The 14,753-nt window shown below is 64.2% G+C and carries 3 protein-coding genes; 2 read left to right on the forward strand and 1 reads right to left on the reverse strand.

What is annotated here, in order from left to right:
• Positions 1 to 199: 199 nt before the first annotated feature.
• Positions 200 to 751 (reverse strand): RNA polymerase factor sigma-70, encoded by a 552-nt coding sequence (locus CER19_RS19075; protein ID WP_014719314.1) that lies wholly within the window; start codon positions 749 to 751, stop codon positions 200 to 202.
• 301 nt (positions 752 to 1,052) lie between these two features.
• Between CER19_RS19075 and CER19_RS19080 the strand changes: the two genes are divergently transcribed.
• Positions 1,053 to 1,805, forward strand: coding sequence for a thioesterase II family protein (locus tag CER19_RS19080; RefSeq protein ID WP_116667567.1), 753 nt, complete (start codon positions 1,053 to 1,055; stop codon positions 1,803 to 1,805).
• A 49-nt stretch (positions 1,806 to 1,854) separates the two neighbouring features.
• A complete protein-coding gene (locus CER19_RS19085) occupies positions 1,855 to 14,751 on the forward strand; it encodes a non-ribosomal peptide synthetase (RefSeq protein ID WP_116667568.1) in 12,897 nt (4,298 codons plus the stop codon).
• Positions 14,752 to 14,753 lie beyond the last annotated feature (2 nt).

Here is a 14,753-nt window from a genome sequence, read left to right on the forward strand (position 1 = left end):
GGGCCGCCGCCACGCGCCATCCATGGCGCGGGGCGGCTAAACCGGCATCCCTGCCGGTTTACCCCCCAAATCCCTGTCGAATTACGGCCAGCGTGGTTTAACGGGGCGCCTGAGATCAAAAGCAGATCAAGATCAAGAGCGGCTCGCTTCGCATCGTGGTTACCGTTGGAAGCTGCTGCCCATACATTCCTCGCTGCGCTCAAACCCGCCGCGCAAACGTATCGCTATGACTGCCCGACACCTTGCGGCAATGCACCAGCGCGTCGCGAATCATAAAGTTCACCAGCGTCGGCGATACTCCGAGTTCCTTGGCGATGTCTTTTTGCGGCACGCCATGCAAGCGGTACATCTCGAACGCGTAGCGGGTGCGCTGGGGCAGTTGCGTCAGGGCGTCGGCGATGTTTTCCAGGGTGTTGAAATTGATGTGCGAGGTTTCCGGTGAAGCGCCGTGAATAACCACATTCAAGCCTTCCTCTTCGGTCCCGGAGTATTTGAGCTCCAGAGCCTGCTTGCGGTAATGATCGATCGCCAGGTTGCGCACGATCTGGAACAGATAACTCAGTTGGGCCTTGAACGATGAGGTGATCGTCGGCGCCGACTGCAGCCGGAAGTAGGCGTCCTGCACCACGTCTTCGGCGCGGGAGCGGCACCCGGTGATACGGGCCGCGATCTTCACCAAAATCAGTCGATTGTCGACGAACGCCTGGAGAAGGGGTGAATCGCACCTGCCTGTGGATACTGGTTCCGTCATGGAAATCACCTTGCTGCTAATAAGTTAGGGGAGGGCGTCCCTGCTGAGGCCTCCTACACATCGGGCAACAAATTATGCTGAATGATAATGATTGTCAAATGAGAAGACGAACTAATCTTATGCCTTGGGCAAAGGTGTGAACCACGTCTCGCTCGCCCCCGGCGACTAATTATTTGCCGGCTCCGTCCGTTCTCATGGGTGACAGGTTCGTTAGTACAACGGCCAAGGATCAGCACCCGCAGGAGGACCAGATGGGTTTTTATCGTGCATTCAGCGTGTTTCAGTTTGGAGTCCTCGCGGGATGAGTACACCCCTGCGGATGCGCCTGTTTTGCCTGCCCCATTCAGGCGCCAGCGCCTCGGTCTACGCTCGCTGGCGCCGGGTTCTGCCGGACTGGCTGCAGGTATGCCCGCTGGAATTGCCGGGCCGCGGTATGCGCATGGATGAGCCATTGCAGCGCGATATCAAGGCCTTGGCCGCGCAGCTTGCTGAAGAAATCAGCCGTGACCTCGATGGCCCCTATGCCTTGTTCGGCCACAGCCTTGGCGGGCTGCTGGCGTTTGAATTGGCCCACGCTTTAAACGCGCGCAATCTGCCTGCGCCCCTGGCGTTGTTCGCGTCCGGCACGGCGGGCCCGGCGCGTCGTGATGTGAGCGAGTACGCCGTTGAAAAGAACGATGCCCAACTCATTGCCCGCCTGCGCGAATTACAGGGCACCGCCGAAGAAGCCCTGGCCAACCCCGAGCTGATGCAACTGATGTTGCCGATCCTGCGCGCCGATTTTCTGCTGTGCGGCAGTTTCACCTATGGCGAGCGCCAGCCCCTGGCGCTGCCGATCCATGTGTTCGGTGGCAAGCAGGACAGCGTGCGTGCCGACCAGTTGCTCGACTGGCAACTCGACGCCGCCAGTGGGTTTTCCCTGGACATGTTTGACGGCCACCACTTCTTCCTCGTGCAGCACGAAAGCGCGGTGCTGCGCTGCGTGCGTCGCTATGCCGACGAACACTTGGCGCGCTGGCGCATTGGCGCGGCGCGGCAACTCGCTGCCGGCTGAGCACCCGACTTCCCGAATTTCCCGTAAGCCGATTTCAGGCAGGAACCCCATGATGGACGCCTTCGAACTCCCCCGCACCCTGGTCCAGTCCCTTCAACAGCGTGCTGCGCAGACGCCGGACCAGGTGGCGTTGCGCTTCCTCGCCGAGAGCGCCGAGCACAGTGTGGTGCTCAGTTATCGCGACCTCGACCAACGCGCTCGCACCATCGCCGCCGCCCTGCAGGCCAACGCTGGCCTGGGCGAGCGTGCGGTGTTGCTGTTCCCCAGTGGGCCGGACTATGTGGCGGCGTTCTTTGGTTGCCTGTACGCCGGGGTGATCGCGGTGCCGGCGTATCCGCCGGAATCCACGCGTCGTCATCACCAGGAGCGCCTGCTGTCGATCATCAGCGATGCCGAGCCGCGCCTGCTGTTGACCATTGCCAGCCTCAGCGAGGGCCTGGCCCAGATTGAAAACGCGCCCGAGGTGTTGAGCGTCGACACCTTGGATGCGCAGCAGGCTGACCAGTGGGTCGCGCCCGACCTTACGGCCGACGACATCGCGTTCCTGCAATACACCTCCGGCTCCACCGCATTGCCCAAGGGCGTGCAAGTCAGCCACGGCAACCTGGTGGCCAACGAAGTGCTGATCCGCCGTGGTTTTGGCATCGACCTCAACCCCGACGACGTGATCGTCAGCTGGTTGCCGCTGTACCACGACATGGGCTTGATCGGCGGCCTGCTGCAACCGATTTTCAGTGGCGTGCCTTGCGTGTTGATGTCGCCGGCCTACTTCCTTGGCCGACCGTTGCGCTGGCTGGAGGCGATCAGCGAATACGGCGGCACCATCAGCGGTGGCCCGGATTTCGCCTACCGCCTGTGCTGCGAACGGGTCAGTGAATCGGCCCTGGAGCGCCTGGACTTGGGCCGCTGGCGCGTGGCCTATTCGGGCCCCGAACCGATCCGCCTCGACACCCTGGAACGCTTCGCGGAAAAATTCGCGGGCTGTGGTTTCACCCCGAATAATTTCTTCGCCTCCTACGGCCTGGCCGAAGCCACCCTGTTTGTCGCTGGCGGCACCCGTGGCCGTGGCATTCCCGCCATGCGCCTGGACGAACAGGCGCTGGCCGCCAACCGTGCTGAACCGGGGCAGGGCCCTGCGATCATGAGTTGCGGCACCAGCCAGCCGGACCACGCCGTGTTGATCGCCGACCCGCACACCCTCACCGAGCTGCCCGACCAGTGCGTCGGCGAACTCTGGGCCACGGGCCCGAGCATCGCCCACGGCTACTGGCGCAACCCGCAAGCCAGCGCCAAGACCTTCGTCCAGCACGCTGGCCGCACCTGGTTACGCACCGGTGACCTGGGCTTTATCCGTGACGGCGAGGTGTATATCACCGGGCGCCTCAAAGACCTGCTGATCGTGCGCGGCCATAACCTCTACCCCCAGGACATCGAACAGACCATCGAGCGCGAAGTGGAAGTGGTGCGCAAGGGCCGGGTCGCCGCGTTTGCGGTCAATGACCAGGGCCTGGAAGGCATCGGCATCGCTGCGGAAATCAGCCGCAGCGTGCAGAAAATCCTGCCGCCCGAAGCGCTGATCAAGGCGATCCGCCAAGCCGTGGCCGAGGCCTGCCAGCAAGCCCCGAGCGTGGTGGTGCTGCTCAACCCCGGCGCCTTGCCGAAGACCTCCAGCGGCAAAGTGCAGCGTGCGGCCTGTGCGATTCGGCATGCCGATGGCAGCCTCGACAGCTACGCGCAGTTCCCGGGGCAGCAGGGGCTGGCGAGCGAAGTGGCGCTGCAATCGGACCTGCAACAGCAGATCGCGGCGATCTGGTGCGAGCAACTGCAACTGGCCCAGGTGGCGGGCGACGATCACTTTTTCCTGCTGGGGGGCAACTCCATCCCCGCGACCCAAGGGGTCGCCCGCCTGCGCGAAAGCCTGGGGCTGGAGCTGAACCTGCGCCTGCTGTTCGAAGCGCCGACACTCGCGGCCTTTGCTGCGGCTGTGGCGCAGCTGCAACAGGACGGCGGCGTGGCCCAAGGCGCGATCCACGCGCTGTCACGTCAAGAAGACCTGCCCCAATCCCTGGCACAGAACCGCCTGTGGATCACCTGGCAACTGGACCCCCACAGCAGCGCCTACACCATTCCCGGCGCCTTGCACCTGCGCGGCGAGCTGGATGAAGACGCACTGCGCCATAGCCTCCAGCAACTGATCCAGCGTCATGAAGCCCTGCGCACGCGCTTCTACGAGCGCGACGGCCAGGCGTTTCAGCGTGTCGAGGCCACGGCGGATTTCGAACTGCCGGTCATCGACCTCAGCGACCTGCCCAACACCGAACGCGAAGCCCGTGCGCAACAGGTCCGCGAAGACCAGGCGCGCAGCCCGTTCGACCTGGAAAAAGGCCCGTTGCTGCGGGTTACCCTGGTGCGCCTGGGCGATGAAGAGCACCAACTGCTGGTGACGTTGCACCACATCATTGCCGACGGTTGGTCGCTGAATATCCTGATCGACGAGTTCTCGCGCCTGTACGCCGCTGCCGCCCAAGGCCAGTCCCTGGAGCTGCCGCCGTTGGCCTTGCAATACGCCGACTACGGCAGCTGGCAGCGCCAATGGCTGGCCGAAGGCGAGGGCCAGCGACAGCTGACGTACTGGAAAGCGCAGTTGGGTGACGAGCATCCGGCCCTGAACCTGGCCACCGATCACCCGCGTGCCGCCCAGCATCGGCACAGCGCCGCGCGCCATAGCCAGCGCCTGGATGCGCGCCTTAGTGCGGCGATCCGCCAGACCGCCCAGGCCCATGACTCGACGCCGTTCATGCTGCTGCTGGCGACGTTCCAGACCTTGCTCTATCGCTACAGCGGCCAGCGCGATATCCGTATCGGCGTGCCCAACGCCAACCGCCCACGCCATGAAACCCAGGGCCTGATCGGCTTCTTTATCAACACCTTGGTGCTGCGCGCCGAGCTGGACGGGCGCCTGCCGTTCAACCAGCTGTTGGCCGCCACTCGCGAGACCACATTGGCCGCCCAGGCCCATCAGGACCTGCCCTTCGAACAACTGCTGGAAGCGTTCCCCCAGGCCCGCGAACAGGGCCTGTTCCAGGTCATGTTCAACCACCAGCAACGTGACCTCAGTGCCTTGCGCCGCCTGCCGGGCCTGCTGGCCGATGAGTTGCCCTGGCACAGCCGCGAAGCCAAGTTCGACCTGCAACTGCACAGCGAAGAAGACCGCAATGGGCGCTTGAGCCTGTCGTTCGACTACGCCGACGAGCTTTTCGATTGCGCGACCATCCAGCGTCTGGCCGAGCAGTTCATCCATCTACTTCCCGCTGTGTGCGCGCAACCACAACACGCCATGGGCGACCTGCCGTTGATGCAGGCTGACGAACAGCAACCCTGGAGCGAAGCCCCCTGCGCGCCGGCTCGGCACTGGCTGCCCGAGCTGCTCAACCAACAAACGTGCGACGCCACCGCGCTGGTCTGGCAGGACGGTAGCCTGACCTTCGCCCAACTGCACACCCAGGCCAACCGCCTGGCCCATTACCTGCGCGACAAAGGCGTCGGCCCGGACGTGTGCGTGGCCATCGCCGCCGAGCGTTCGCCGCAACTGCTGATTGGCCTGCTCGCCATCATCAAGGCCGGTGGCGCCTACGTGCCGCTGGACCCGGATTACCCCGCCGAGCGCCTGGCCTACATGCTCAAGGACAGCGGCGTGCAACTGCTGCTCACCCAGACCGCTTTGCTCCCCCAACTGCCCAGCGCCGAAGGCGTGTGCGTGATAGCCATGGACAGCCTGCACCTCGACAGCTGGCCGACCCAGGCGCCAGGCTTGCACCTGCACGGCGATAACCTCGCCTACGTGATCTACACCTCCGGTTCCACCGGCCAACCCAAAGGCGTGGGCAACACCCACGGCGCCCTGGCCGAGCGTTTGCAGTGGATGCAGGCCACCTATCAACTGAACGAAACTGATGTGCTGATGCAAAAGGCGCCGATCAGTTTCGACGTGTCGGTGTGGGAATGCTTCTGGCCATTGATTACCGGCTGCCGCCTGGTATTGGCCGGGCCGGGCGAACATCGCGACCCGCACCGTATCGCGCAGCTTGTGCAGGAGCATGGGGTGACCACGCTGCACTTCGTGCCACCGTTGTTACAGCTGTTTATCGATGAACCGCTGGTGGCCGAATGCACCAGCTTGCGTCGGCTGTTTTCCGGCGGCGAAGCCTTGCCTGCCGAATTGCGTAACCGCGTACTGGCGCGCTTGCCAGCGGTGCAATTACACAACCGCTATGGCCCGACCGAGACCGCAATCAACGTCACTCACTGGCAGTGCAGTGCCGCGGATGGCGAGCGCTCACCGATTGGCCGGCCATTGGGCAATGTGATCTGCCGCGTACTGGACGAGCAACTCAACCCGCTGCCGGCCGGTGTGCCGGGCGAACTGTGCATCGGCGGTATCGGCCTGGCGCGGGGTTACCTGGGCCGTGCCGGGCTGACGGCCGAACGTTTTGTCGCCGACCCGCTGGGCGCGGCGGGCACCCGCTTGTATCGCACCGGTGACCGTGCGCGCTGGAACGCCGATGGCGTCCTCGAATACCTCGGGCGCCTCGATCAGCAGGTCAAGCTGCGGGGTTTTCGGGTGGAGCCGGAAGAAATCGAAGCGCGCCTGCTGGCCCTGGACGGCATCGCCCAGGCCGTGGTGCTGGTGCGTGATGCACAGTTGATCGGCTACTACACAGCGCATGCCGAACTGGATGAACAGAGCGTCAAAATCGCCCTGGCCGCCGAGTTGCCGGAGTACATGGTGCCCGCGCTGCTGATGCGCCTGGACGCCATGCCCCTGAGCCCCAGCGGCAAGCTCGACCGGCGTGCCTTGCCAGATCCGGTATGGCAAACCCGCGAACACGTCGAACCGCACACACCTTTGCAACTGCAAATCGCCGCGATCTGGCGCGAGGTGCTTGGCCTGGCACGCATCGGCCTGCGCGATGACTTTTTCGCACTGGGCGGGCACTCGCTGCTGGCCCCGCAAATCATCTCCCGCACCCGCCAGGCCTGTGACGTCGAACTGCCGCTGCGCACCCTGTTCGAAGCCAGCGAGCTGGGCGATTTTGCCGACCAGGTCGGGCTGATCCAAGCGGCGGGCCAGCGCAACCAACAGACTGCCATCGCCAAAGTCGACCGCAGCCAGCCGGTCTCCTTGTCCTATTCCCAGCAGCGCATGTGGTTCCTCTGGCAGATGGAACCGGACAGCCCGGCCTACAACGTCGGCGGCATGGCGCGCCTGCGCGGCGTGCTGGATGTGGGGCGTTTCGAGGCGGCCTTGCAAGCCTTGATCATGCGTCATGAAACCCTGCGCACCACCTTCCCCAGTGTCGATGGCGTGGCTTGCCAGAAGGTCTCAGCGCAGACCACTGTGCGCATGGGCTGGCAGGATTTATCGGCGCTGGATGAGCCGCAACGCCAGCAGCGTTTACAGCAACTGGCCGATGTCGAGGCGCACACGCCGTTCAACCTGGAAACCGGGCCGCTGTTGCGCGCCTGCCTGGTCAAGGCCGGCGAGCAGGAACATTACCTGGCGCTGACCCTGCACCATATCGTCACCGAAGGCTGGGCCATGGACATCTTTGCCCGTGAACTCAGCGCCTTGTATGAAGCCTTTATCGACGAGCGCGAGTCACCGCTGCCAGCGTTGCCGGTGCAGTACCTCGACTACAGCTTGTGGCAACGCCAGTGGATGCAAGCTGGTGAGCGCCAGCGCCAGCTGGACTACTGGACCGCCCAACTGGGTAACGAACACCCGTTGCTGGAACTGCCCGGCGACCGTCCACGGCCACCCGTGCAAAGCCACCGGGGCGAGCTGTACCGCTTTGATTTGAGCGATGAGCTGGCTGCCCGCGTGCGTGCCTTCAACGCGCAACACGGCCTCACGCTGTTCATGACCATGACCGCGACCCTGGCGGTGTTGCTCTACCGCTACAGCGGCCAGACCGACCTGCGCATCGGCGCGCCAGTGGCCAACCGTATCCGCCCGGAAAGCGAAGGCTTGATTGGCGCGTTCCTCAATACCCAGGTGCTGCGTTGCCAGCTCAATGGGCAGATGCAGGTCAGCGAGTTGTTCGAGCAGGTGCGTCATACCGTGATCGAGGGCCAGTCCCATCAGGACCTGCCGTTCGACCACCTGGTGGAAGCCCTGCAACCGCCGCGCAGCGCGGCGTACAACCCGTTGTTCCAGGTGATGTGCAACGTGCAACGCTGGGAGTTCCAGCAAAGCCGCCAACTGGCCGGCATGACCGTGGAGTACCTGGCCAACGATGCGCGGGCGACCAAGTTCGACCTCAACCTGGAAGTCACCGACCTCGACCATCGCCTGGGTTGCTGCCTGACCTACAGCACCGACCTGTTCGATGAACCGCGCATTGCACGCATGGCCGCGCATTGGCGCAACCTGCTCGAAGCGTTGGTCGCCGATCCCGGTCAGCGCCTCAGCGAATTGCCGTTGCTGAGCGCGGATGAACAACGCGCCTTGCAAGACAGCCTTGGGGTGGAGAAGGGCGCGCATCGCCTCGACCAGTGCATCCATCAGCTGTTCAGCCAGCAAGCGAGCCAGCGGCCGGATGCCCCGGCGCTGACCTTTGCCGGTGTGACCCTCACTTATGCGCAACTGGATGAGCGCGCCAACCGCCTGGCCTGGATGCTGCGCGAGCGTGGCGTGGGCCCGCAGGTGCGCGTGGGCCTGGCGCTGCCGCGTTCCCTGGAAATGGTCATCGGCCTGCTGGCGATCCTCAAGGCCGGCGGCGCCTACGTGCCGCTGGACCCGGAATACCCGCTGGACCGCCTGCACTACATGATCGAAGACAGTGACATCGGCCTGCTGCTCAGTGATGCGGCGCTGTTCGAAGCCCTTGGCCAATTGCCGTCGACGGTGGCGTGCTGGTGCCGGGAGGATGACTCGCCGGTGCTGGCGAATTCCCCCGCCGAGGCGCTGCCGTTCGTGAGCCTGGCGCAACACCAGGCGTACCTCATCTACACCTCGGGCTCCACGGGCAAGCCTAAAGGCGTGGTGGTGTCCCACGGTGAGATCGCCATGCATTGCCAGGCGGTGATCGAGCGCTTTGATATGCGTCCGGATGACTGCGAGCTGCACTTTTATTCGATCAACTTTGACGCTGCCACCGAGCGTTTGCTGGTGCCGCTGCTGTGCGGGGCGCGGGTGGTATTGCGCGCTCAGGGCCAGTGGGATGCCGAAGAAATCTGCGCGCTGATCCGTACCCATCGCATCAATGTGCTCGGTTTTACCCCGAGCTACGGCAGCCAATTGGCGCAGTGGCTGGCGACCCAGCAACAGACTCTGCCGGTGCGTATGTGCATCACCGGTGGCGAAGCCTTGACCGGCGAACACCTGCAACGCATCCGTGCGGCGTTTACGCCCCAGTTGTTTTTCAACGCCTACGGCCCCACCGAAACCGTGGTGATGCCCCTGGCCAGCCTGGCGCCCGAGCAGTTGGAGGAGGGCGCTGGCAGTGTGCCGATCGGCAGCATCGTCGGCGCGCGCGTGGCCTACATTCTCGACGCCGACCTGGCGCTGGTGCCCCAGGGCGCCAGCGGTGAGCTGTATATCGGTGGCGCCGGCCTGGCCCAGGGTTATCACCAGCGGCCGGGGATGACGGCGGAGCGTTTTGTCGCAGACCCGTTTGCTGGCAAGGGCGGGCGCCTGTACCGCACCGGCGACCTGGTACGCCAACGCGCCGATGGCCTGGTGGAGTACCTGGGGCGTATCGACTATCAGGTGAAGATCCGCGGTTTCCGTATCGAACTGGGTGAAATCGAAACGCGCTTGCTCGAACACGAGGCCGTGCGCGAAGCGGTGGTGCTGGCGCTGGATGCGCCGAGCGGCAAACAGCTGGTGGCGTACCTGGTCAGCGATGCCGAGCACGCCGCCTTGCGCGACGCGTTGAAGGCGCACCTCAAGGCGCAACTACCGGACTACATGGTGCCCGCGCATCTGATCGTGCTTCAGAGCATGCCGCTGACCGCCAACGGCAAGCTCGACCGCCGCGCTTTGCCTGAACCGGACCCAGAGGCCAGTCGCCAAGCCTACGTGGCGCCCCGCAGTGAGCTGGAACACAGCCTGGCTGCCATCTGGTGCGCGGTGCTGAACGTGGAGCAAGTCGGCCTCGACGATAACTTCTTTGAACTGGGCGGCGACTCGATCCTGTCGATCCAGGTGGTCAGCCGTGCGCGCCAGGCCGGGATTCATTTCAGCCCCCGTGACCTGTTCCAGCACCAGACTGTACAGAGCCTGGCTGCCGTGGCGACCCGCTCGGAGCTCGTCACCGCCGAGCAAGGGTTGCTGGCCGGCCCCTCAGGCCTCACGCCGATTCAGCACTGGTTCTTCGACACCGACATCCCGGCGCGCCAGCACTGGAACCAGGCGTTGGTGCCCAAGCCACTGCAACTGCTCGACCCTCACCGCCTGGAGCAAGCGTTGCTGGCGGTGTTGGAACACCACGACGCGCTGCGGTTGAGCTTCACCCGGCGCGATGCGCAATGGCATGCCGAGCACCTTGGCGTGCCGGAAGGCGGCGTGCTGCTGCAGGCGCAGGTGCGCGACATGCAGGCATGCACGGCGTTGTTCACCGACACCCAGCGCAGCCTCGACCTGGCACAGGGGCCGCTGTTGCGCGCCTTGTTGGTGGACGGGCCGCAAGGCCAGCAACGTTTGCTGATCGCCATCCATCACCTGGTGGTGGACGGCGTGTCGTGGCGCGTCCTGCTGGAAGACCTGCAAAACGTTTATCGCCAACTGAGTGAAGGCCAGTCCGTCAGCCTGCCGGCCAAAACCAGCGCGCTGCGCGATTGGGCGGCGCGCTTGCAAGCCTATGCCCATAGTGAGTCACTGCGCGAAGAGCTGAGCCTGTGGCAAGCGCAATTGGCTGGCCCCGCCGTGGCCTTGCCGGTGCAGCGCCCACAAGGACCATTGCGAAACTGCGATGCAGAAACGGTCAGCGTGCGCCTGGATGCCGAGCGCACCCGGCAGCTGCTGCAACAGGCGCCGAGAGCCTATCGCACCCAGGTCAACGACCTGCTGCTGACCGCCCTGGCCCGTGTGCTATGCCGCTGGAGCGGACAGGCCTCGGCGCTGATTCAACTGGAAGGCCATGGCCGCGAAACCTTGTTCGATGACATCGACCTGACCCGCAGCGTGGGCTGGTTCACCAGTGCCTATCCGTTGCGCCTGACACCGCAGGCCGAGCAGGGCGACTCGATCAAGGCGATCAAGGAGCAACTGCGGGGCGTGCCGCATAAAGGTTTGGGGTATGGCGTGCTGCGTTACCTGGCCGATGACCTCTGCAAGCAGAGCATGGCCGCCTTGCCGAGCGCGCAGATCACCTTCAACTACCTGGGCCAGTTCGACCAGAGCTTTGGCACTGACGCGTTGTTCCATCCGCTGGAAGAATCCGCCGGCCAGGCCCATGACCCGGATGCGCCGTTGCCCAATGAACTGAGCATCGACAGCCAGGTCTACGGCGGCGAGCTGGTACTGCGTTGGACGTTCAGCCGTGAGCGTCATGATCAGCAGGTGATTCGCGATCTGGCCGAAGCTTACCTGGGCGAATTGCACAGCCTGATCGCCCATTGCCTGCAGGACGATGCCGGCGGCCTCACACCGTCCGACTTCCCCCTGGCGCACCTGACCCAGGTGCAACTGGACGCCTTGCCGGTCCCGGCCAGCGCCATCGAAGACGTCTACCCGCTGACCCCGATGCAAGAAGGCCTGCTGCTGCACACCCTGCTGGAGCCTGGCACGGGCCTGTATTACATGCAGGATCGCTACCGCATCAACAGCGCCCTGGACCCGGAGCGTTTCGCCCAGGCCTGGCAAGCGGTGATCGCCCGCCATGAAGCCTTGCGCGCCTCGTTCTGCTGGAACGTCGGCGAAGACATGCTGCAAGTGATCCACAAGCCAGGTAGTACGCCGATTGAGTACCTGGACTGGAGCGCCGACCCGCAGGATGAGCAGGAGCCGCGTCTGCAAGCCTTGCTCAAGGCCGAGCGCGAAGCCGGCTTTGACCTGCTCAATCAAGCGCCTTTCCACTTGCGCCTGATTCGCGTGGGCGAGGCGCGCTACTGGTTCATGATGAGCAACCACCACATTCTGATCGATGCCTGGTGCCGTTCGCTGCTGATGAATGACTTCTTCGATATCTACACAGCCCTGGGCGAAGGCCGCGACGCGCAATTGGCGACGCCGCCGCGCTATCGCGACTACATTGCCTGGCTGCAACGCCAGAACCTCAACGAAGCGCGCCAGTGGTGGCAGCGCAACTTGCAAGGCTTCGAGCGCACCACGCCGATCCCGAGCGACCGCCCGTTCCTGCGCGAACACGCTGGTGGCAGCGGCGGCATGGTGGTGGGCGACTGCTACACCCGCCTGGATGCCCGCGACGGTGCGCAACTGCGCGAACTGGCCCAGGCGCACCAGCTCACCGTCAACACCTTCGCCCAGGCGGCATGGGCCCTGGTGCTGCGCCGTTTGAGTGGTGATCGCGACGTGCTGTTCGGCGTCACGGTGGCCGGGCGCCCCGTGGACATGCCCGAGATGCAACGCACCGTTGGCCTGTTTATCAACAGTATCGCGCTGCGGGTGAAACTGCCCGATGACGGCCAGACGTGCAGTGTGCGCCAGTGGTTGAGCGCTTTGCTCGACAGCAATATGCAACTGCGCGAGTACGAATACCTGCCGCTGGTGACGATCCAGGAACACAGCGAATTGCCCAAGGGTCAGCCGCTGTTCGACAGCCTGTTCGTGTTTGAGAACGCGCCGGTGGAAGTCTCGGTGCTGGACCGTGCGCAAAACCTGAATGCCACCTCGGATTCCGGGCGTACCCACACCAACTTCCCGCTGACGGCCGTGTGTTATCCGGGCGATGACCTCGGTTTGCACCTGTCCTACGACCAGCGTTATTTCGACGAAAGCACCGTGCAAGGCATGCTCGCTGAGTTCAAGCGCCTGTTGCTGGCGCTGGTGCAGGGCTTCCATGGCGACATGGCTGAGCTGCCGCTGATGGGCGAGCAGGAGCGTGAATTCCTCGTGGAAGGCTGTAACCAGAGCGCACATGCCTACCCGCTGGAACGCAGCTACATCGAGTTGTTCGAGGCGCAGGTCGCGCAACATCCGCAGCGTATCGCCGCCAGTTGTCTTGACCAGCAATGGAGCTACGAGGATCTGAATCGCCGCAGCAATGGCCTCGGCCACGCGCTGATTGCGGCGGGTGTCGGCCTGGACCAACCGGTGGCGTTGTTGGCTGAACGTGGTCTGGATTTGCTCGGCATGATCATCGGCAGCTTCAAGGCCGGCGCCGGCTACCTGCCGCTGGATCCGGGCCTGCCGGGCCAGCGCCTGAGCCGCATCATCGACCTGAGCCGCACGCCGTTGCTGGTGTGCACCGAGGCGTGCCGCGAGCAGGCCATCGAGTTGCTCGAAGGTGTCGATTGCCAGTTGCTGGTGTGGGAGGAAATTCCCGCCCGTGGCGAAAATCCAGGCGTCTACACTGCCCCGGACAACCTTGCCTACGTGATCTACACCTCAGGCTCCACCGGCTTGCCCAAGGGCGTGATGGTCGAACAGCGCGGCATGCTCAACAACCAGTTGAGCAAGGTGCCGTACCTGAACTTGAGCGACGCCGATGTGATTGCCCAGACCGCGTCGCAAAGCTTCGATATTTCTGTGTGGCAGTTCCTCGCCGCGCCGCTGTTTGGTGCGCGGGTGGACATCGTGCCGCCTGCCATTGCCCATGATCCGCAAGGGCTTCTGGCCCACGTTCAAGCGCAGGGCATCACCGTGCTGGAGAGTGTGCCATCGCTGATCCAGGGCATGCTGGCCCAGGAGCGTATCAGCCTGGATGGCTTGCGCTGGATGTTGCCGACCGGGGAGGCCATGCCGCCGGAGTTGGCGCATCAGTGGCTGCTGCGTTACCCGCAGATTGGCCTGGTGAATGCCTACGGCCCGGCGGAATGCTCCGATGATGTGGCGTTCTTTCGCGTCGATTTGGCCTCCACCCGTGGCACTTACCTGCCGATTGGTACGCCGACCGACAACAACCGCTTGTACCTGCTCGATGGCGCCTTGGAGTTGGTGCCACAAGGCGCTGTCGGCGAATTGTGCGTCGCCGGCACCGGTGTCGGTCGCGGCTACGTCAGCGATCCGCTGCGCACCGCCCAGGCGTTTGTACCCAACCCCTTTGGCGCGCCCGGCGAGCGCCTCTACCGTACCGGCGACCTGGCGCGGCGTCGCAGCGATGGCGTGCTGGAGTATGTCGGTCGTATTGACCACCAGGTGAAGATTCGCGGCTACCGCATCGAACTGGGTGAAATCGAAGCGCGCCTGCACGAACAACCGCAGGTGCGTGATGCGGCGGTGGGTGTGCAAGAGGGGGCCAATGGCAAGCACCTGGTCGGCTACCTGGTGGCTGCCGACGCCACGCTGGACCCGAGCGAACAGCTGGAGCGCATCAAGCAACGCCTGCGTGCCGAACTGCCCGAATACATGGTGCCGCTGCATTGGCTATGGCTTGAACGCTTGCCCCTCAACGCCAACGGCAAACTCGACCGCAAGGCCCTGCCGGTCCTGGAAATTGGCCAGTTGCACAGCCAGGACTATGTGGCGCCGCGCACTGAACTGGAAACCACGTTGGCGGCTATCTGGGCCGACGTGCTGAAAGTCGAGCGGGTTGGGGTGCAGGACAACTTCTTCGAACTGGGCGGGCACTCGCTGCTGGCTACGCAGATCGCTTCGCGGGTGCAGAAGACGTTGCAGCGCGACGTGCCGCTGCGGGCGATGTTCGAGTGCAGCACGGTGGCGGAGTTGGCCGGGTATATCGAGGAGTTGGCGGGCAATGAGATCAGTGCCGAGAAGGTGGATCGGTTGAGTGATTTGATGGCGGAGTTGGAGGGGTTGTAAGC

It is taken from the genome of Pseudomonas sp. GL93, from assembly GCF_003408955.1.
Lineage (GTDB): Bacteria > Pseudomonadota > Gammaproteobacteria > Pseudomonadales > Pseudomonadaceae > Aquipseudomonas > Aquipseudomonas paracarnis.